The following is a 20,105-nucleotide window of genomic DNA, read 5'->3' on the forward strand; positions in this document are numbered from 1 at the left end:
TAGGTAGGCGACGTATCAGGCGGCGCGTGAGCCGATGAAATTCTTTCCACGAGCGCCCTGCATGGCATACAGAACCATCTCCTGCGCCTCGACCTCCGTCACCCCGTAATCGGTGAATTCGGTCTTCACGTCCAGGCGATGGAGAAAACCTCGCAAGCGCTCTTGAGCCTTGGCCAGATCAGGCCCGAAAACCCGCTGTAGCGTCTGATCCCGAGCAGCATCCCGTCCCCATGCCAAGCCCAGCACGTAGGGCAAGGTAAAGGAGCACGCAATGCCGTGAGGCAGACCATGGCGCAGGGTCATTTCGTAGGAAATGGAATGGGCCAGCGCCGTCTTGGTATTGGAAAAGGCCAGGCCTGCCTTCAGAGCCGCCAGGGCCATGCGGGCGCGCAGTTCGCGGCTGCTCAGGTTTTCGCGCAACCGAGGCAGGCAGTCGAGGATGTCTTCGATAGCGGAGATCGCAAAGGTGTCGGAGATCGGATTGGCATTGACGTTCCAGATCGACTCCAGAGCATGGGAGAGGGCATCCAGGCCGGTGGAAACGGTCACGCCGGCCGGCACCGTCAGCATCAGATCCGGGTCGATGATCGCCGCTGTCGGCCAAGTGCATTCCAGGTGCAGCGAATACTTCTTTTGCTGGGCAGCATCCCAGATGGTCGCCCAGGGAGTCACTTCGCTGCCGGTGCCGGCCGTGGTCGGCGCGGCGATCAGCGCCTTGCAGCGCGGTGGCGTAAAGGGTTTGCCGACCGCGAGCAAGCCCAGCAGCTCGTCGAAGCGACCGGATTCAGTACCGACGATCAGCGCCTTGGCGGTGTCGATGGCGCTGCCGCCGCCCACCGCCAGCACGGTTTCGCAGCCGCCGGCCTGTTGCCAGAAGCGTTCGTAGGTAGCCCGCAACTGGGCGACGTCCGGGTTGGGCTGGACATCTTCGACGATGTGGATCAAGCGCTCGCCCAGCAGGGCCTGGATCTTGTCGAGCAGGCCCAGGCCGCGGGCTTCGGGAAAGATCACCAGGGCAACGGTCTGGCCTTCGGTGAGGGAGGTGATCTGGTTCAGGCTGCCGCTGCCGAAATAGGTAGCGACCGGGTTGTGGAACTGGGCAGGCATGGCACTTCCTTTATTGTTGTTTGAATGTGTGGCCATAGTCCCTGTCTGCATATTCCGGCTCAAATCGATTGATTCGAGCTCTGCATCGGTTGAACCGATACTGTCTTGCGTTAGAGAAGCGTGCGTCACCGCTGCGATACTCCACTCGATAAAGTTGCGTGCAGTTACTTGGAGAGACCGTACTGGACGACACGGCCGTTTGGGAGCAGTTGTCGAAACGGTTACTCAGTGCCTACCGCTTTGCTGAATCGAGGCGCGCAGTCGGCTCGAAAGCATGTCGGCGGCAATCACCATCAGCGTGATCACGATGATGCAGGTGGCCGTTTCCTGGTATTTGAACAGCTTGATGCTGCTGACCAGTTCGAAGCCGAGCCCACCCGCGCCGACCATGCCCAGCACGGTAGCCGAACGCAGGTTGACCTCGAAGCGATAGAGGATCACGGCAATCCAGGCCGTGATGACTTGCGGAAGCACGCCGAACACGATCACCTGCAGAGGCCGAGCGCCTGTGGCTCGAAGTGCCTCGAGAGGGCCTTGATCTATCTCTTCGATGCTCTCGGCGAAGAACTTGCCGAGCATGCCTACCCCATGCACTGCGAGAGCCAGGACACCGGGAAATGGCCCCAGGCCAACAGCGGAAACGAAGACCAGGGCGAGGATCAGCTCATTGATACTGCGAATGACATTGAGCGTTTGCCGGGTTCCCTGGTACAGCCAGCGATTGCTCTGCAGATTGCGAGCAGCGAGAAAGGCCAGAGGTACAGCGAAGAGGATGCCCAGCAGTGTGCCCCAGATAGCGATCTGCAGGGTTTCCAAGGCCGGTGCGATCAGCTTGGGCAGGATATCCAGATTTGGCGGCACCGAGCGCGAGAGAAAATCGCCAATTTGCGGGAGGCCTGACGCCAACTCCCCCCAACTGAGCTGCGCGCCATTGGCGCTCCAGTGCAGCACGACCACCAGCATCAGCACCAATGCAGCAGTCGAGGCCCAGCCGCGCAGACTGTCCGGGGTTTTCACCATCCAGCGATAATTTTGGGTGCGCATGTCAGCCTCCCAGGCCATTGGTATAACGCAGCTGCAAGGAGCATTCGGTCTCGGTCTGGCTGTCTTCGTTCGCGCCGGGATAGATGCGATGCAACGTGGGCTGGTCGAGACCATCAGCGTCGCCGTCGTAAACAAGGCGACCATGTGCCAGACCGATGATGCGGTCGCCAAACTCGCGGGCGAAGTCCACCTGATGCAGGTTACAAACCACGGTAATCCCCAGATCCCGACTGGCATCACGCAGGTACTGCATGACCAGACGCGCAGTCTTTGGATCGAGGCTCGCGACGGGCTCATCGGCGAGGATGACCTTGGGTTGCTGGGCGAGTGCACGAGCGATACCCACCCGCTGCATTTGCCCACCTGAAAGAGAGTCGGTGCGAGCTTCAGCCTTGTGCATCAGCTCGACCCGACGCAGACATTGGTGCGCCAGCTCCACATCGGCTCGACTGAAAAGCTGCAAGATCGAGGCAAGCGTCGACAGCGATCCCAGACGGCCGGTGAGCACGTTCTTCAGCACCGAGAGGTGTGGTACCACATTGTGGTGCTGGAAAATCATCGCAACCTGGCGGCGCAGGGCACGCTCATCGCGTGCTTGCATGGCATCGATTCCAGCGACCTGGAGTTCGCCGCCATCTGCCTGAGCCAAGCGGTTCATGCAGCGCAACAGAGTGGATTTTCCCGCGCCAGACTGACCAAGCACCACGACGAATTCGCCAGCACCGATCTGCAGATCGATTCCTCTCAGCACGGGATTGTTCCCATAGTGCTTGGTGAGCCGGTGGACGCTGATCATTTCATTTTGCTCAGATCGAGATCGAGCACCTTGGCGGTGTCGCGAACCACGTCATAGGCACTATCGCGGGTCGGCTGAAAGCCGTCGAGCATGCCCTGATCACCCCAGGGGATATCCTTGACCTCGGCGAGTGCTGCAGCCAGCTTCTGCTTCAGCGCCGGATCCAGATCCTTGCGCCAGACCATCGGCGACTCGGGGATATCTGAAGAGCTCCAGACGACGCGCAACTCGTCCGGTTTGACCTGGCCCTGCGCCGTAGCGGTGGCAAGAATGCGGTCAGCCACAGCGGCGGCATCCACCTTGCGATTGGCCACTGCCAGGATGCTGGCATCGTGCGAGCCAGAGAAAATCACCCGTGAAAACAGCTCGTCTGGCTGATAGCCGGCCTGCTCGATGCCTGCTTTGGGGAAGAGGTGACCGGAGGCGGAGCTTGGATCGACGAAGGCGAAAGTATGGCCTTTTAGATCGGCCAACGATTGGATACCGCTGTCGGGGCGAGCAACGATAAGACTGCGGTAAGCGCTCTTTCCGGTCTTCTTCGTCACGGCTACGGCGAAGGCCTCGACATCGGCCACCTGGCTTGCGAGCACGTAAGAGAACGGCCCCAGATAGGCGACATCCAGCTTCTTGGAGCGCAACGCCTCGATCACGCCGTTGTAGTCGGTAGCCACGAACGGTTTAACCGGCATGCCCAGCTTGGCCTGCAGTTGATCGAGCACTTGCTGGCTGCTCTCGATCATCGACTGCGAGTCTTCAGAGGGGATAAGGCCGATCCTGAGTGTCGTCTCGGCAAACACTTCACCACTGATCAACAGCGGTAACGACACACTGACAGTGCACAACAGCTTACGGAGCGTTTTCATGGCATATCCGAGTTGTGGTTGGAATGCCGCTTACCCTAGTTTTGTAATGTGACCGTCATGCCATCGATTCAATATTGGATTGCTCGCAAAACTATTGAAGGAATCTATGGATGTCGAACAGTAAGCTGCGCGCCTTCCTGGCTGTGGCACGACAGGGCAGCTTCAGCGCGGGAGCACGATCACTTGGGCTCAGCCAACCGACCGTGACCACTCAGATACAGGCATTGGAGCGCCTGCATAATCTCGAACTTTTCCACCGCCGTGGTCGCCGTGCCGAGCTGTCGACGGTTGGTCGGCAGCTATTGCCCATCGCGCAGCAACTGATGGCCCTTGAAGCTGAAGCACACGGGCTGTTACGTGATTCCGGAACCTTGGTCAGGGGCCAATTGCGGCTAGGTGCGGTTGGCCCGTTCCACGTCATCGAGATGGTCGATGCCTATCGTCGCGACTTCCCCCAGGTCGAGCTGTCGATCCGTGTGGGTAACTCGGCGTCGGTATTGGCTGACCTCGAAAACTACGTGACGGATATCGGTGTGTTAGCTGGGCTGCATGAAGATCCCGCTTTCCACTCGACGCTGTACGCCCGCCATCGCATCATCGTGTTCGCCCATCATGAGCATCCCTTGGCCCAGCACGATACCGTGCGGCTGGAAGAGCTGCAGGGGCAGCCGATGTTACGACGCGAGCAAGGTTCGACTACGCGTTTGGCGTTCGAGCAGGCGCTGGCCGATCGTGAGGTGACGCCGCGTATGGTCATGGAGATTGGTAGCCGTGAGGCACTGCGCGAGGCGGTGGCGCGAGGCATTGGCTTGGGCGTAGTGTCAGAAGCCGAGTACATCCCCGGCCCCAACCTCAAAGCCATCCGTCTGGAAGGCGATCCGGTGCACACCGAGACGTATCTGTATTGCCTGGCCGAGCGCCGCAGCCAGGTGATCGAGACGTTCCTCGCCTGTGCAAACCAGGCCCGCCTCAAGCGCCCCAGCGACTCGGATTAGCTACGGCTGCGTCCCCATTCACCCGTTGGTTTCAGGAGACCTTCGTTTCCCCCAGAATTCTTCCTGCGTCTCTCGCAGGAGGAAGGCCAAATACCCGCGCATAATCCCGGCTGAATTGCGTTGGGCTTTCATACCCCACCTCGAAGGCCGCGGCCGTGACATTTTTGCCGCCGGTCACCATGAGCATTCGCGCCTGGAGCAAACGAACACGTTTTTGATACTGCAATGGACTCAAGGTCGTCACCGCTTTGAAGTGACGGTGAAAGGCCGAGACACTCATCGCCGCTTTCTGCGCCAGGAATTCCACCCTGATGGGGTCGGCAAATTCTCGCCGAATCCACTGGATGGCCAGGTTTACGCGAGCCATGGCGGTATCCGGTGCGGCGATTTCCCGCAGCATCCAGCCATGGGGGCCTTGTAGCACGCGAAACAGAATCTCGCGTTCGTACGCAGGCGCGAGGGCCGCGATGGCATTGGGGTCGCCCATCAATCGCAGCATACGCACCCAGGCGTCCATCAGCTCGGGCGTAACGGCGGCCACCGAGAAGCCAGGATCGTTGTCATGGCGTGAAACGGGTTTGGGCAAGTCCGTGAGCAGGGTGGATAACACTGTCGGATCAAGTGTCAGGCTGACGGCCAGATAGGGTTCGCCTGATGCGGCAGGGTGCACCGTACCCACCGCTGGCAGCTCGATGGACATGACGAAATAGGTCGCCGGGTCATATCGCAGCGTGCTGTCGCCCACTGTCATGGTTTTGCTGCCTTGCAGGATCAGATTGATCATCGGGTCATAGACCGCCGCCAGCATATGCTCTGGAATCTTGCCCTGAACCATGGCGACGCGCGGAATGCCCGTCTCTGTGCGGCGGTTTTCGGCCTTGGCGGCTAGAGCGCGGAGTTCATTCAGTTGCTCGTTCATGCTGGCAATGCTGTATGCAGGATGAGGTGCAGTGCAAGCAGAAAGCAGAAACAGGCAGGTTTCGAGTAGGAACCGCTGCGTTGGCGATGACGATGCTCCGTAGTGTGGCGGCTTATTCAGTTAGCCATGGAGCACATCATGGGCGTTATCGTCATTACTGGAGGCAGCCGAGGTATTGGTGCCAGTGCAGCGGAACACGCTGCCCGACACGGCATGGGCGTCATCCTCACGTACAACCATCATCCAGAGGCCGCAGCTGAGGTGGTGCGAAGCATCGAACGAGCGGGAGGTAAAGCCGTTGCGCTCAAGCTCGATGTCGCAGATGTCAAAAGCTTCGAGGCTTTCCGGGAGGCGGTCGTCGCTGCACTGCATGAGACTTGGGGCACGAACACGCTCGCAGGCTTGGTGAATAACGCAGGTTACGGCCTGTTCGTCCCGTTGGCATCTGTCAGCGAGGAGCAGTTCGATGGTCTGTTCAATGTTCATCTCAAAGGCCCCTTCTTCCTGACGCAGACCCTGCTGCCGTTACTGGAAGAAAACGCCAGCATCGTCAACCTGACTAGCGCTACCACGCGCGTGGCCACTGCTGGGGTTGCGCCTTATGCGGCGTTCAAAGGTGGCCTGGAGGTGCTCACTCGCTATATGGCCAAGGAATTTGGCGATAGGCGCATACGTGCCAATGCTGTTTCCCCTGGAGCGATTCGAACTGAGTTGGGCGGCGGGCTCAATGACGAATTCGAGGCGATGCTGGCTGCGCAAACGGCGCTGGGCAGAGTCGGTGAGCCAGAAGATGTGGCACGGATCATTGCCATGTTGCTGTCGCAGGAGGGCGCCTGGATCAATGCCCAGAGCATTGAAGTCGCTGGCGGATACATCATCTGAACAACCGAGGGCTTTGCCATGCTGGATCACATTTTTTTGTCTGTGAGCGACCTTGAGCGCTCGATCCGTTTCTATGAGGCTGCCCTGGCACCGCTCGGTATCACCGTGCGCCTGGATTACGACGGTAAGGACGGCCCACCAGGGCATCCCGACCTGAAAGGCTTTGGCGCCAACGGTCGGATGTTCTTCTGGCTGCGCAAGGGGGACGCTGGTGGGAGAGCGCTGCATGTTGGCTTTGTGGCAAACAGCAGAACCGAAGTCGAGGCCGCCTATGCGGCCGCGTTGAGCCATGGCGCGACCGAAAACGGCGCACCGGGGGTACGTCTGCACTACGACCCGGACTACTACGCCGCAAATGTCCTGGATCCTGACGGGTACAGCCTGGAATTTGTCTACAAGAACTGGCAGCACGTCCAATGAAGAGATTGATGATCTATGGCGCAACCGGCTACATGGGGCGCATGGCGGCCGAGTACGCCGTTGCGCAGGGACTGGCCATTGTCCTTGCCGGGCGCAATCACGACAGGCTGCGGGCTCTGGCTGCACAATTGAATGTTCCGTATCGCCTGTTCACGCCCGATACCCAGGCAGCACAATCCCTTGAAGGCATCAGTGTGCTACTGAACCTCGCCGAACCTTTTGCGCAGACAGCCGATGCATTGATGCAGGCCTGTATCGAAGCTGGCGTCGACTATCTGGATATCACGGCCGAGATCAATGTCTACCGGTTGGCCGAGCGATTGGGCGCTAAGGCGGCCGAGTCCGGCGTCATGCTCCTGCCTGGCGTCGGCTGGGACGTGGTGCCGACAGACTGCCTGGCGGTGCATGTCGCTCGTCGGGTGCATGCGCCGCAGTCGCTTAATATTGCACTTCAGGTTGCGGGTTCGATGTCGCGTGGCTCCGCCCTGAGTGTCAGCGGAATCATTGGTGCAGGGCTTCTGGCGCGGATTGACGGGTTGTTGGTTGCAACTCCCGATGCGCAACCACGGCACTTCGATTTTGGCTACGGCCTGGAACTGTGTGCGCCGTTGTCTTTCGGTGATCTGGTCACCGGCTGGCACTCCACCGGCATTCCCAACATTTCCATGTTCGTGCATTTCTCCGGCAATCCCTTTCCCGAAGGCGATCTCTCACAGCTTCCTGAGGGCCCGGACGCGCAACAACGCGAAGCTCATCGCGCCCGAGCAGTAGCCGAAGTGACCGGCGCCGACGGCACAGTTGCGCGTTCAGTGATCGAGACCGTCAACGGCTACACCTACACACCGATTGCTGCCGTGGAGGCTGCGCGCCGGGTATTGGGTGGCGAACGACGGCCGGGTTTCGAGACGCCGGCAAAGCTGCTGGGAGCTGGGTTCGCCGAGAGCATCGCCGGTACGACCATCACCGATCGCTGAAGTCTCCCGGGCGATAGCGGCATTATTCAGTCCTCGGCTGGGCCGGCGGCGTCATACGCCATCATTCAGGCTAGATTCCAGCACGCAGCCGCTATAGCACATGTGGGCTATGGAACACTGGCTCAGCCACGGCTACGGTGCCGACCGAGGTTGTCTCCCAGATCAGTTCGGGTGGACGACGCTTCACCCTTTACGCCACTCCACCACCGCAATGGCAGATGCCGCGTGGATAACACCAACGTCTGTCCCGCCCCGCTATGCTGCCTTTTTTCACATCGATCAACAGGGAGTTCCACATGCTATCGCTTACCCGGATGTTTTCCACCGGCCTGCTTCTCGCGTTCGTAGCCACCAACGCGACCGCGGCGGAGATCGATGACATTTTTCGTTCGGAGGATAGCAACGGCGATGGCGCAATTTCTGTCGAGGAAGCCCGGGCTGCGGCACCGGCGACCTTCCGTACCATCGACCGTGATGGTAACGGCATCCTCACCGTAGACGATATCGCCGCGCATATGGTCGTCGAGAGTGGTTCTGACATGGTTTGGCCGGCCGAGGTGTTGGCTTCGGTGGCACAGAAGACGCTGGAGTACTGGGATGGCAACCGCGACGGCAAAGTAACCGAGCAGGAGTACGTGGAAGCTGCGATTGCTCTGATGCTGCTAGCCGATATGGACGGTGACCGCCGGGTGACCCGTGAAGAGTTGCAGCGCTTTCGTGGTGAGTCAGTCACGCCCTGAATGAGCCAGAGTCAGCGATTTGCAGAGCGGCTGAAAGGGGCTGATTGAGTCTCTTCGATCAGCTAGAGCTGCCGGGTACCAGCCATGTGGTCGATGACCATAGCTACTCGATCACCCGCTCCGCACTTGGCTGCAGGTGCTACGTTCTTGGCGTTATGGTTCGACAGGTCGATGAAGATCGGCCGGGTTTGGAAGCATTCTCCTTTTCCCAGCACAGGCAGGTTATCGGCCAAGAGCAGTCAGTCGTGGCAACGCTGACGGCGCACCACAGTCGCCACTTTCGCTAATCCCTTGCACTCTCATACGTCGTCGAATCGAACGCGCGCTGCGCGAAAATCTTCTGTGTGTTCCAACAGCCAGGTCCATAGCGGCACCATGTGCACCAGAAAGCTTCGACCCAGCGGGGTCAGCTCGTAATCGACACGTGGCGGCACCTCGCCGTGATCGCAACGCGCGATCAATCCGTCTCTTTCAAGTTGCCGCAAGCTGCGGGTCAGCATGCGCTGGGTGATACCAGGCAGGCGACGGCCGATTTCGGCGTGTCGCAGTTTTCCCGCCACCCCCAGTGTGTGGACGATCCCCAGCGACCAGCGATTGCCCGCATGGGTCAGAACCTCACGCTTGAGACCGTCGTCCTCGTCACTGAGTGCGTCGCACGTGGCTTGTGACAAGCGGATCACTTCTTCTTCAGTCATCGTGTTCATGCGGTATCACTCGTGTGCCTTCTTCTGAATGTTCGCCAATGGTGACAGGATAAAAACAATCATCGTCGATCATTCACCGGGAGTAACCGATGCACCCGCACACCCTTGCAGAAACCGACAATATTCTCGTTCTGGGCGCCGGCGAACTCGGCATGGCCGTGCTCCGCGAACTGGCAGCCCAGCCGACAGCGCGGGTAACCGTCATGCTGCGACCATCCAGTCTCGGCACCACGTCTGAAGGCAAGCGCCAGACTCTCAAGGAACTGAATACCCTGGGCATCGAGGTGGTGTCTGCGGATGCCGTAAACGATTCCGAAGAACAGCTCGCCACACTGTTCAGTGGCTTCGACACGCTGGTCAGTTGCCTGGGATTCGCCGCAGGTACAGGGATACAACTCAAACTGGCCCGCGCAGTAATGCAGTCGGATGTGAAACGTTATGTGCCCTGGCAATTCGGCGTGGATTACGACGTGATCGGCCGCGGCAGCCCTCAAAACTTGTTTGACGAACAACTGGACGTGCGTCAATTGCTGCGCGGCCAGTCACGCGTGCAATGGTTGATCATCTCCACCGGCATGTTCACCAGCTTTCTGTTCGAACCTGCCTTCGGGGTAGTCGATCTGGATCAAAACATCGTACGCGCCCTGGGTAGCTGGGACACCGCCGTGACGGTTACCACGCCAGAAGACATCGGCCGCCTGACGGCTTCCATCCTGTTCGAGCCAGAGCAGGTCAATCGAGTCGTCTTCACTGCGGGCGACACTCTCACCTACCGGCAATTGGCGGATACTGTCGATCAATTACTCAACCGCAAGGTTGAACGCGTGGAGTGGACGGTGCCAGCGCTCAAGGCCGACCTGGCCGCCGCGCCCGATGACTCGATCCGCAAGTACCGGGCGGTGTTCGCCGAAGGCAAAGGCGTCGCTTGGGCAAAGGCGGATAGCTACAACGTCGAACGGCAGATCGAAACCACCACCATCGGCCAATGGATAGAACAGCATTTGCTCTGATTACGCGGCGCCGTGCATTTCGACTGCTTTCGGCCTGAAGCGGGCAGGAAAGTGCCATCGCTTGGGGCACTCGGTATGGCAGGAGGCGAGGGTGCCTGCGCGACACCAGCAGCGCTTTCGCGTCATGTTTGCTGCAACTGCCGACGGGCAAGGCGCCAAGTTGCTGCTCAGCACGAAGGGAAGATGTTAGCGGTCGACGATCCGGGCAGCCTCCCGCGAGCCGACCATGCTGCGAATCTGCTGCGCTGGCCGGCCACTCCTCGCTCGACCTGAACGATTTGCAAACCCGCAACCTCTGAACCGAAACGGACGCACGAAGACGTCCTGAATAACCGGAGGTTGCCCCCATGAGCGAGACCCGCACGAACGGCTTCGAACGTCTTGAAATATCTCTGTCCCTGAACGGAGCTCCCTTGCAAATCGAGGTCTATCCCTGGATCACCGCCCTCGACCTGCTACGTGAGCAACTCGATCTGATCGGCACCAAGAAGGGCTGCGATCATGGTCAGTGCGGTGCCTGCACCGTGCTGCTGGACGGTCGCCGGATCAATGCCTGTCTGACGCTGGCGGTAATGCTCGATGGTCGTGAACTGACCACCATCGAGGGCCTGAGCGAGGGCGGCGAACTGCACCCGATGCAGCGCGCCTTCGTCAAACACGACGCCTTTCAGTGCGGCTACTGCACACCGGGGCAGATCTGTTCCGCGCTGGGGCTCGCCAACGAAGGGCGCATCGGCGGCGCCGCCGACATTCGCGAGCGCATGAGCGGCAACCTCTGTCGCTGCGGAGCCTATACGAACATTCTCGCCGCCATTGAAGAAGCCCTGCCGGACTGTGAAACGGAGGTTCGCCAATGACCCCGTTCGCCTATAGCAAACCGCTGCACGTCGACGAGGCTCTGGGCCTGGCCGGCCCCGGAAGCCTGTTCATCGCCGGCGGCACCAACATGGTCGACCTGATGAAGGAGAACCTGCTACGGCCCCAGCGTCTGATCGACATCAACGCCTTGCCCCTGCGCGAGGTGGAGCCGACGGAGGAGGGTGGCCTGCGTATCGGCGCACTGGTCAGCAATGCCGACCTGGCCTGGCACCCCGAGGTCGAGCGCCGCTATCCGCTGCTGAGCCAGGCGTTGCTGTCGGGTGCGTCGCCCCAACTGCGCAATATGGCCAGCGTCGGTGGCAACCTGTTGCAGCGCACCCGCTGCCACTACTTCTACGACAGCCAGACGCCTTGCAACAAGCGCGAGCCTGGCAGCGGTTGCCCGGCGCGCACCGGTCTCAATCGCTACCACGCGCTGTTCGGCGCCAGCGAGCAGTGCGTCGCGGTGCATCCCTCGGATCTCTGTGTGGCACTCGCGGCGCTCGATGCCCAGGTACTGGTCGCCGGCACCCGGGGCCAACGCCGTATAGCCTTCGCCGACTTTCACCGCCTGCCTGAGGACGAACCGCAACGCGATACCCAGCTCGCCAGCGACGAGCTGGTGCTGGCCGTGGAGCTGCCCGCAGCCGGCTTCGCAGCGAACAGTTCCTACCTCAAACTGCGCGACCGTGCCTCTTTCGCCTTTGCTCTGGTGTCGGTCGCCGCGGCGCTCGACTTCGACGCCGACGGCCGTATCCGTGAGGCGCGTCTGGCGCTGGGTGGCGTGGCCCACAAACCCTGGCGGCGGGCGGACGTGGAGCGCAGCCTCGCGGGTCAGTTGCCGCTGGCGGCAAACTTCCAGGCGGCCGCCGACCTGATGCTGCAGGACGCACGACCACTGACGCACAACGCCTTCAAGGTAGAACTGGCGCGTCGCGCCATCGTTCGTGCCCTGACTACCGCTGCCGGAGGGATAGCCCCATGAATGCCCCGATACTTGGCCGTCCGCTCGACCGGGTCGACGGCCCCCTCAAGGTGACCGGCCAGGCCCGTTACGCAGCTGAGCACACTGCTGCCGGACTGCTGCATGGCAGCGTGATCTGCAGCCCCATTGCCCGCGGCCACATTGTCGAGATAGATGCCTCCGCTGCGTTGGTTCTGCCTGGAGTGACACTGGTGCTTAGCCACCAGAATCGTCCACCGATGGCGGCGGACGACGAAAGCTACGAGGACGACGATGCGGCGGATGGCTCGCCCTTTCGCCCCCTGTTCAACGCGCAGGTGCACTACAGCGGGCAACCGGTAGCCCTGGTGGTGGCCGAGACCCTTGAACTCGCCCGGCACGCCGCTTCCTGCGTGAAGATTCGCTATGACGAAGAACCCCATGCCACCGATCTGCAACAGGCGCTGGGCAGAGCCCACCAAGCGCCGGCCGAGTTGCCGGAGCCCAGAGGCAATGCCGAAGAGGCCATCGCGGCCGCGGCCATTCGTCTGGAACTGGAGTACGAACTGCCTAACGAATATCACCATCCGATGGAGCCCCACGCGTCGACGGTGATCTACCAGGCCGACGACAGCCTGTTGATCCACGATAAGACCCAGGGGCCGCAGAACAGCCAGCAGTACCTGTGCAACGTGCTCAAGCTGGAAACCTCACGAGTCAGGATACTGTCCTCCTTCGTGGGCGGTGCATTCGGCTCCGGCCTGCGCCCGCAATACCAGCTTCCGCTGGCCGCCATGGCCGCCCTGAAACTGCACCGCTCGGTGCGGGTTACGCTCACCCGCCAGCAGATGTTCACCTTCGGGTATCGGCCGCGCACCATCCAGCGCATGCGCCTGGGTGCGTCGAGCGACGGCAAGCTGCAGGGCTTGGTGCACGATGTCATCGGCCAAACCTCACGCTTCGAGGACTTCACCGAACATGTCGCTGAATGGTCGGGGATGCTCTATCACTGCGACAACCTGCGCCTGAGCTATCAGCTGGCGCCTCTGGACGTCTATACCCCGCTGGACATGCGCGCTCCAGGCGCCGCCACCGGCCTTTTCGCTCTCGAGTCGGCGATGGACGAGCTGGCCTGGGCCGTTGATGTCGACCCTGTGCAACTGCGCCTGCTGAACTACAGCGAAACCAACCAGAACGAGGGCAAGCCTTACTCCAGCAAGGAACTGCGTGCCTGCTATCAGCTTGGTGCCGAGGCTTTCGGCTGGAAGCGCCGCATCGCGCAGCCACGCAGCATGCGCGAGGGCGACCAGCTGATCGGCTGGGGCATGGCCACCGGCGTTTGGGAAGCCATGCAGATGCCTGCCAGCGCTCGCGCTACGTTGAGTGCCGACGGTCGTCTGCTGGTCGCCAGTGCGACCTGCGATATCGGCCCGGGCACGGCCACCGTGATGACCCAGATCGCTGCCGACACGCTCGGCCTGGATCCCGTCCTCGTCACCTTCGAGCTGGGTGATTCGAGCCTGCCGAAGGCGCCTCTGCAGGGTGGTTCCTTTACCGTTTCGTCGGTGGGCAGCGCAGTGCGCCTGGCTTGCCTGGAACTGGCGCAGCGCCTGTGCGATGCCGCGCGCCAACTACCTGATGCACCCTTCACCGACGCCAGTCAGCTGCGCTGCATCGACGGACGAATCGAGCAGGCCGATGACAGTAGCCGCGCCATCGAACTGCGCGATCTACTGATGCGCCACGGCAGCTTCGAGGCGCAAGTCGAGGCCAAACCGGGCAAGCTGCGCGAGCAGTTCGCCAGTGCCACCCACTCAGCGGTATTCGTCGAGGTACAGGTAGATGAGGCATTGGGTAGCGTGCGGGTCAGGCGCGTGGTCAGTGCCATCGCGGCCGGTCGGGTGGTCAATCCAAAGACCGCACGCAGCCAGATTCTCGGCGGTGTGGTCTGGGGCATTGGCATGGCCCTACATGAAGAAGCCATGATCGATCACCAACTGGGTCGCTGCATGAACCACAACCTGGCTGAGTATCACCTGCCGGTTCACGCCGACATGGGTGACATCGAGGTCATTTTCGTCGAGGAGCATGATGAGGTGGTGAATCCGCTGGGCTCCAAGGGTGTCGGCGAGATCGGTATCGTCGGCGTCGCCGCAGCAGTGGCCAACGCGGTCTATCACGCCACCGGCAAACGCATTCGTCGACTACCCATTACCCGGGACAAATTGCTTTGAACTGGCAGGCGGCCTCACTGCACCCGTCGCTGGGAAAAACAACGTGAAGCAGATCGTGCCTGGCTGGGGCTGTTTCACGTTCACCTTGCCTCCATGCAGTTGCATGATCGCCGCGACGATGGCCAGGCCCAGGCCGTTCGAGTCGGAGCGTTGATGGCGCGAAGCATCGCCCCGATAAAAGCGGTCGAACAGCTTGCCCAGCGTCGCATCGGTCAGCACCGGCCCCCGATTCTCCACATCGATTCGCCAGCCATCGTTGGCAGCTGTCGCGCGCATCAGAATCTCGCTGCCTTCGTCGGCGTAGCGAACCGCGTTCGCCACCAGGTTGCTCAATGCTCGGCGTAGCAGTAGCGGGTCAGCGTCCAGGGTGCCATTGCCGGTGGCATGCAAGGAGAGCTGCCGCTCTTCGGCCAGGCCTTCGAAGTAACCGGCGATACGCTGTAACTCATCATGTAGCGACAATGGCTGACGCTCGATCACCGATTGCGCTTCGTCGGCGCGCGCGAGGAACAGAATGCTTTCGACTATGCGTGAAATGCGCTCCAACTCCTCCAGGTTAGAAGCCAGCAGCGCCTGGTATTCGTCGGCGCTACGCGACTGACGCAGGGCGACCTGGCAATGCCCCATCAACGAGCCCACGGGCGTGCGTATTTCGTGAGCCAGGTCGGCGGAAAACTGCATCAGGCGCTGATAGCCGTTGGCGAGACGATCGAGCATGGCGTTGTAGGCATCACTCAATTGTTGCAGTTCAACCGGTGTGTCTTCGCTGTCCATTCTGCTGTCGAGCCGCTCGGGCGTTATGTTTGCGGCATGCGCGGCCATTTTGCGCAACGGACGCAGGCCGCGATGCAGCAGCATGTAACCGAGCGTCGCAGTGAGCAGAAACGCCAAGGTCACCGCCAGGTAAATACGCTTGCGGAATGCCTCGAGCATGGCCATCTCCTTGACCATGATGTGCGCGGCAGTGAGGCGTACTTCGCGGCCGCCGGACGTCGTCAGCACGGTAGCGGCGCGCAATGGCACGCCCGAGTCGGTCATGCCGCTGCGCAGGTCGTTCACGCTCAAGGCCGTCCCTGGTTCGATCACTGGCAGATCCGGCAGCGTTGCGTTCAGCGGGTTGACCATGATCACCGGCTGTTGGCCCGGCTCACCGATGATGAAGATGTCTTCTTCGCTGTCGAGCATGTTCTTGAAGATCTGCGGGCTGTCGCGCAACTTCTCCAGGGCCAGCTCGTAATGCAGCAGTTTGCGAAAGTGATCCAGACGCCCCAGCACCGCATGATCGCTGTTCGTTAACACCGAGGCTTTCATCGACCCATACAAATAAAGACCGGCACCGGCCACTGTGAGCATTGCCACCAGCGAGAAAGCCAGCGTCGAGCGCAGGGTCAGGGATGGCTGGCGTCGGGGCCGCATGGCCTCACCTCGCACACATAGCCGATGCCGCGTACGGTATGGATCAGCTTGACCGGGTAAGGCAGATCGATCTTGTTGCGCAGGCGTTTGACCGCCACATCCACCACGTTGGTATCGCTATCGAAATTCATATCCCAGACTTCCGAAGCGATCTGCGCCCGGGACAGGACATCGCCCTCACGGCGCAGAAACAGATGCAGCAGGGCGAACTCCTTGTTGGTCAGCACGATCACGTGCTGCTGGCGAGTGACCCGACGACGCAGCAGATCCAGCTCCAGGTCGGCGATATGGAAGTGGTCGGCTTCCCGAACCACCCCACGCCGCAGGATGGTGCGAATGCGCAACAGAAGCTCGGTAAAGGAAAACGGCTTCACCAGATAGTCGTCAGCCCCCAGCTCCAGGCCGCGAATGCGGTCATGCAATTGATCGCGGGCGGTAAGAAACAGCACGGGTACGTCTTGCCTGGCGCGCAACAGCTCGATGATCTGAAAACCATCGATGCCGGGGAGCATCACATCCAGCACGATCAGGTCATAGGACGTTTGCAGCGCCATGTGCAGGCCATCGGCACCGTGCTGCATCCAGTCGACGTTGTAGCCGGACTCACCAAGCCCCTTTTTCAGGTACTCGCCGGTCTTGGTGTCGTCCTCGATCAGCAAAATATGCATTCAGGAGCACTCGGGTCTCACCGTGATGGGTTTTGGCCTGCGGCTGGGCTCGGGTAAGTGTCGAATCACTGCAAGCCGCGTCAGGGTTGCAGTGTAACCAGCCGTGGGAGCGGTGTTGGTTACATTTTTGTCATTCATGGGGCGTGGTTGCGAATGACGAAAATGTAATCTGGCGGTCATCGTGGGGTTCCGGTCGGGAGCAGAGGATGGCAGCACATAAACCCGCGAGGAATCATCACGATGAAAATGAAGGCTGCTCTTTCCACCACGTTCGGCTTGCTGATGTTCAGTGCCGCTGTCATGGCCACCGCGGCCGATATGCCAGTGGTCAAACCTCTGCGCGGCACCGTTGAAAGTGTCAGTGACAACACGCTGACCTTCACCACCCGCACTGGCGCACACGAGACTATCGGTCTGACTGACAAGACCGGTATCGCCCGGGTGTCGAAGGCTGAGATCGATTCGATCAAAGCCGACAGCTTCGTCGGCTCGGCAGCCATCCCGCAGGCTGACGGCTCGCTGAAGGCCCTGGAAGTCACCGTATTCGAGTCCAGCCTCAAGGGCAGCGGCGAAGGTCACTACGGTTGGCAGAACGCCGATGGCAGCACCGGCACCATGACCAACGGCACCGTGGGCAAGTTGTCCAATGCCAATGGCCGCACGTTGACCGTCACTTACAAGGGCGGCGAGAAGCAACTGGTCGTGCCGGATGATGTGCCAATCGCTTACGTAGAACCGGGCAAAGCCGATGAGTTGGTCAAAGGCGCCAAAGTCGTCGTATTCCCAGCGGAAGATGGCAAAAACGCACGCGGTATCGCGGTCGGTAAAGATGGCTTTCAGCCGCCTATGTAATAGGCCACACCTGTTGCAGCGAGGCTCGAGGGGCCTCGCTTCAGCAGGGTTCGCCTTTCCCTGTACGGGAGGGAGAAACATGAAAAGAACACGTATCCATCCCTGGCCTGTGCGCCTCACACATTGGCTCAACGCCATTTGCATGGTCTGTATGTTCATGAGCGGCTGGGGAATTTACAACGCCTCCCCGCGGTTCGCCTTCAGGTTCCCGGCTGAATTGACGGTCGGGGGCTGGTTGGGTGGCTCACTGGCCTGGCACTTTGCGTTCATGTGGTTATTGCTCATCAACGGCCTCATCTATGTGTCGTATGGGTTGATCAGCGGTCATTTCAAACGCGATTTCTTGCCGGTGACGGCCCGGGCGGTGAAACGTGACCTGGCCGATGCGCTGCGTTTTCGACTGGTGCATGAGAAGGGCGTTTACAACGCGGTGCAGCGCCTGATGTATGGATTGGTGCTGGCGGCAGGGGTGCTGGTCGTGGTCTCGGGGGTAGCGATCTGGAAGCCCATTCAACTGCAAGAACTGGTAGCCCTATTGGGCGGCTATGACATTGCACGTTACGTGCACTTCGTGGCGATGGCGGCCATTGGCGCCTTTGTCGTCGTGCATCTGGCGCTGGTGCTGCTGGTGCCGAAAACGCTGTTGCCCATGATCACGGGCGGCGTACGGCCGATTGAAAGCGGAAAACTCGATCATGATTGAACCCAAGAAACGAGCGATTCAGCGCATCGGACTTGAGCCCGCGCAGCAGCTTCAGCTGGAAAGCATCCAGCGCCGCAATTTCCTGCGCGGCGGCTTGACCGTCGGCGCCATGGCGATGCTGAGCGGTTGTAACTTGCAGGACGGCGATCAGGTGGACAAGGTGCTATGGGCCATGTCGCGCTGGAACGACCGGGTTCAGGCCTGGCTGTTCAGTGGACAGAAACTGGCGCCAACCTTCACCAGGGCGCAAATGACCACACCATTTCCATTCAACGCGTTCTACGGCCAGGACGATATCCCGGAAGTCGACCTGTCGGGTTACACGCTCGCCGTTTCCGGCCTGGTACGGGACAAGGCGCCCTGGACGCTCGAAGGCCTGCGCAAACTGCCGCAGCGCACCGACATCACGCGCTTGATCTGCGTCGAGGGCTGGAGCGCCATCGGGCAATGGGGTGGGGTGCCACTGAAGACCTTTCTGGAACACATCGGTGCAGACACCACCGCCAAATTTGTCGGCTTCAAGTGTGCTGACCGCTATTACTCCAGCCTGGATATGCCGACCGCGTTGCATCCGCAAACACTGCTTGCACTGGATTACGGCGAAGTCGCTTTACCACCGGAGTATGGCTATCCACTGCGGGTTCGAGTGCCAACCAAATTAGGCTTCAAAAACCCCAAACATATCGTCGAGATATTCGTCAGCAATGATAATCCGGGCGGGTATTGGGAGGATCAGGGGTATAACTGGTTCAGCGGGATATGAGGGGGCAAGTCAAAAGCGCCGCTGTAGCTGTAACGCAGCATGGCGTCTGGTAACTCCGTGTTGGTCGATTTTCTCAAACCTACCCCGCAAGGACTCCCGACGCTTAGACCTACAGGGGGCGCGCGATCTGGAAGGTCACTATATAACAACTACAAAAGCTGTCATTACGCTGGCATAACCCAGCCAATTCAGGCCATTCAGGCACAAAAAAGGCACTGTAGCTATTCGCTAAGTGCCTGATTTGTAACAGGTGTTTGGTGGGCCGGGGTAATCTGAACAGGCTACATAACAATATGATAAATAAGATAAAAATCCGGTTTTAATTTTTAATGGAATACGTTTTGGAATACCGGCCATGCTGGATTTGAACTCGGGATGTCGAGCATGGCTTGCATTGGTATTCTGGTTTTCACAGCTCGCTACGTGGGGCGCTCGTTGGTCAGGTCGTCTCTGAAGGCGATATAGCCTATAGCGTCTTTGAGATCCTTCATTCTGGGTTCAACAAGCCGTGCGATCTCTTCGTCGCTGGCGGTAGGTGGCTTTTCGTCTGGCCACATCAGCTCCCACCGGGCAAGAAGCTGCAGATATCGCTCTGCATGTTTCAAGGCCTCGTCCCGTTGTTCCTTCAAGGATGCGGCTACCTGATGAGCAATTTTACGCTCCCTTGAGATTGATTCCTTGAGCTGCTTTTCATAATCCCTTTCTGCTTCGACAGCTTGCCCCTCTCTTGCTATCAGTGCAGTGATCACTGCCGTCTCGGTTGCCTTATGCCGTTTAGCAATGGACGTTAGGTTGGTGATGGTTTCTTTGCTAAGCGTGAATGTCAGAGGCCTTCTGCCGTTGCTGTCGGATCGGTAGCGACGCTGCCGGATAGCTCCCTGCAGTTTTATGACCAGGCCCAGCCTGTCCTCCTGGATCTGCCTGATAGCAGCAACGACGTTCTCGTAGGTCGAAAACCGGGTAAACGCATCGCCCTTGAGCTTCCTCATGTACTCGGCATCGAGCCGGTGCCTGAGGTAATCGGCCGCCCATTGCCACTCATCATCCTGCCTGCGCAGCCACTTCAGCGGTTTCTCATTTTCTGACATTCCATCCTCCAGGCGGGCCGTTTGGGTTATGTACCTAAGCCCGACGCATGAGGTGAATTTATATCGTTACCGTAACGATACGCAACCGTTAGTTGATTCGTTAGTAGGTCGTCACCGTTCTGTTGC

21 protein-coding genes are annotated in these 20,105 nt (G+C 60.0%); 12 read left to right on the forward strand and 9 right to left on the reverse strand.

The window, feature by feature from the left end:
- Nucleotides 1–15: 15 nt before the first annotated feature.
- The 4 genes from psrA to phnD all read right to left on the reverse strand — a co-directional run bounded on the left by psrA (nt 16) and on the right by phnD (nt 3,810).
- A complete protein-coding gene (gene psrA / locus DNK10_RS18490; protein WP_131192557.1) occupies nt 16–1,107 on the reverse strand; it encodes an iron-containing alcohol dehydrogenase PsrA in 1,092 nt (363 codons plus the stop codon).
- A 225-nt stretch (nt 1,108–1,332) separates the two neighbouring features.
- The gene (phnE, locus tag DNK10_RS18495) at nt 1,333–2,151 is read right to left on the reverse strand and encodes a phosphonate ABC transporter, permease protein PhnE (RefSeq protein WP_131192558.1); all 819 of its coding nucleotides are present in this window, start codon (nt 2,149–2,151) and stop codon (nt 1,333–1,335) included.
- A 1-nt stretch (nt 2,152) separates the two neighbouring features.
- On the reverse strand, nt 2,153–2,947 hold the full coding sequence (gene phnC, locus DNK10_RS18500) for a phosphonate ABC transporter ATP-binding protein (protein ID WP_131192559.1): 795 nt from the start codon (nt 2,945–2,947) through the stop codon (nt 2,153–2,155).
- Nucleotides 2,944–3,810: a phosphonate ABC transporter substrate-binding protein gene (phnD, locus tag DNK10_RS18505; protein ID WP_131192560.1), complete on the reverse strand. Its 867-nt coding sequence runs from the start codon at nt 3,808–3,810 to the stop codon at nt 2,944–2,946. Before phnD ends, phnC begins: the two co-directional genes overlap by 4 nt.
- A 110-nt stretch (nt 3,811–3,920) precedes the next feature.
- Here phnD and DNK10_RS18510 point away from each other — a divergent pair, with 110 nt between their 5' ends.
- Nucleotides 3,921–4,805: a LysR substrate-binding domain-containing protein gene (locus DNK10_RS18510; protein WP_131180233.1), complete on the forward strand. Its 885-nt coding sequence runs from the start codon at nt 3,921–3,923 to the stop codon at nt 4,803–4,805.
- Between the two features lie 31 nt (nt 4,806–4,836).
- Here DNK10_RS18510 and DNK10_RS18515 read toward each other — a convergent pair whose 3' ends face one another.
- Nucleotides 4,837–5,724: an AraC family transcriptional regulator gene (locus DNK10_RS18515; protein WP_131192561.1), complete on the reverse strand. Its 888-nt coding sequence runs from the start codon at nt 5,722–5,724 to the stop codon at nt 4,837–4,839.
- A gap of 138 nt (nt 5,725–5,862) precedes the next feature.
- Between DNK10_RS18515 and DNK10_RS18520 the strand changes: the two genes are divergently transcribed.
- From DNK10_RS18520 to DNK10_RS18535, 4 genes are all read left to right on the forward strand, one after another.
- Nucleotides 5,863–6,606 carry an SDR family NAD(P)-dependent oxidoreductase gene (locus DNK10_RS18520; protein WP_131180235.1) on the forward strand — a complete coding sequence of 248 codons (744 nt, stop codon included), beginning with the start codon at nt 5,863–5,865 and terminating at the stop codon, nt 6,604–6,606.
- An 18-nt stretch (nt 6,607–6,624) separates the two neighbouring features.
- Nucleotides 6,625–7,026 (forward strand): VOC family protein, encoded by a 402-nt coding sequence (locus DNK10_RS18525; RefSeq protein WP_131192562.1) that lies wholly within the window; start codon nt 6,625–6,627, stop codon nt 7,024–7,026.
- Complete coding sequence (locus DNK10_RS18530) at nt 7,023–8,000, forward strand: saccharopine dehydrogenase family protein (protein ID WP_131192563.1); 978 nt, start codon at nt 7,023–7,025, stop codon at nt 7,998–8,000. The genes DNK10_RS18525 and DNK10_RS18530 overlap by 4 nt, the downstream gene beginning before the upstream one ends.
- 296 nt (nt 8,001–8,296) lie before the next feature.
- Nucleotides 8,297–8,740, forward strand: a complete 444-nt coding sequence (locus tag DNK10_RS18535; RefSeq protein ID WP_165496011.1) for an EF-hand domain-containing protein — start codon at nt 8,297–8,299, stop codon at nt 8,738–8,740.
- A gap of 299 nt (nt 8,741–9,039) precedes the next feature.
- Here DNK10_RS18535 and DNK10_RS18540 read toward each other — a convergent pair whose 3' ends face one another.
- Nucleotides 9,040–9,435 (reverse strand): winged helix-turn-helix transcriptional regulator, encoded by a 396-nt coding sequence (locus DNK10_RS18540; RefSeq protein WP_131192659.1) that lies wholly within the window; start codon nt 9,433–9,435, stop codon nt 9,040–9,042.
- A gap of 98 nt (nt 9,436–9,533) precedes the next feature.
- On the opposite strand from DNK10_RS18540, the gene DNK10_RS18545 reads away from it, so the two are divergent.
- The 4 genes from DNK10_RS18545 (at nt 9,534) to DNK10_RS18560 (ending at nt 14,489) form a co-directional block, all read left to right on the forward strand.
- Complete coding sequence (locus tag DNK10_RS18545; protein ID WP_131192565.1) at nt 9,534–10,454, forward strand: aromatic alcohol reductase; 921 nt, start codon at nt 9,534–9,536, stop codon at nt 10,452–10,454.
- 347 nt (nt 10,455–10,801) lie between these two features.
- Nucleotides 10,802–11,311, forward strand: coding sequence for a (2Fe-2S)-binding protein (locus tag DNK10_RS18550; protein ID WP_131192566.1), 510 nt, complete (start codon nt 10,802–10,804; stop codon nt 11,309–11,311).
- On the forward strand, nt 11,308–12,297 hold the full coding sequence (locus tag DNK10_RS18555; protein ID WP_131180241.1) for an FAD binding domain-containing protein: 990 nt from the start codon (nt 11,308–11,310) through the stop codon (nt 12,295–12,297). Before DNK10_RS18550 ends, DNK10_RS18555 begins: the two co-directional genes overlap by 4 nt.
- Complete coding sequence (locus tag DNK10_RS18560) at nt 12,294–14,489, forward strand: xanthine dehydrogenase family protein molybdopterin-binding subunit (RefSeq protein WP_131192567.1); 2,196 nt, start codon at nt 12,294–12,296, stop codon at nt 14,487–14,489. The genes DNK10_RS18555 and DNK10_RS18560 overlap by 4 nt, the downstream gene beginning before the upstream one ends.
- Here the strand turns inward: DNK10_RS18560 and DNK10_RS18565 are convergent.
- Nucleotides 14,460–15,905, reverse strand: a complete 1,446-nt coding sequence (locus DNK10_RS18565) for a heavy metal sensor histidine kinase (RefSeq protein WP_131192568.1) — start codon at nt 15,903–15,905, stop codon at nt 14,460–14,462. The two genes, DNK10_RS18560 and DNK10_RS18565, sit on opposite strands and share 30 nt — an antisense overlap.
- Complete coding sequence (locus DNK10_RS18570; RefSeq protein ID WP_131180244.1) at nt 15,878–16,573, reverse strand: heavy metal response regulator transcription factor; 696 nt, start codon at nt 16,571–16,573, stop codon at nt 15,878–15,880. Before DNK10_RS18570 ends, DNK10_RS18565 begins: the two co-directional genes overlap by 28 nt.
- 246 nt (nt 16,574–16,819) lie before the next feature.
- Here DNK10_RS18570 and DNK10_RS18575 point away from each other — a divergent pair, with 246 nt between their 5' ends.
- The 3 genes from DNK10_RS18575 (at nt 16,820) to DNK10_RS18585 (ending at nt 18,891) form a co-directional block, all read left to right on the forward strand.
- Nucleotides 16,820–17,425 carry a hypothetical protein gene (locus DNK10_RS18575; RefSeq protein ID WP_131192660.1) on the forward strand — a complete coding sequence of 202 codons (606 nt, stop codon included), beginning with the start codon at nt 16,820–16,822 and terminating at the stop codon, nt 17,423–17,425.
- 79 nt (nt 17,426–17,504) lie between these two features.
- Complete coding sequence (locus DNK10_RS18580; protein WP_131192569.1) at nt 17,505–18,128, forward strand: cytochrome b/b6 domain-containing protein; 624 nt, start codon at nt 17,505–17,507, stop codon at nt 18,126–18,128.
- Nucleotides 18,121–18,891: a molybdopterin-dependent oxidoreductase gene (locus DNK10_RS18585; protein ID WP_131180246.1), complete on the forward strand. Its 771-nt coding sequence runs from the start codon at nt 18,121–18,123 to the stop codon at nt 18,889–18,891. Before DNK10_RS18580 ends, DNK10_RS18585 begins: the two co-directional genes overlap by 8 nt.
- A 419-nt stretch (nt 18,892–19,310) precedes the next feature.
- Here DNK10_RS18585 and DNK10_RS18590 read toward each other — a convergent pair whose 3' ends face one another.
- Nucleotides 19,311–19,979: a hypothetical protein gene (locus tag DNK10_RS18590; RefSeq protein ID WP_131192570.1), complete on the reverse strand. Its 669-nt coding sequence runs from the start codon at nt 19,977–19,979 to the stop codon at nt 19,311–19,313.
- Nucleotides 19,980–20,105 lie beyond the last annotated feature (126 nt).

Source organism: Phytopseudomonas daroniae (assembly GCF_004327275.1).
In the GTDB taxonomy this organism is placed as follows: domain Bacteria; phylum Pseudomonadota; class Gammaproteobacteria; order Pseudomonadales; family Pseudomonadaceae; genus Aquipseudomonas; species Aquipseudomonas daroniae.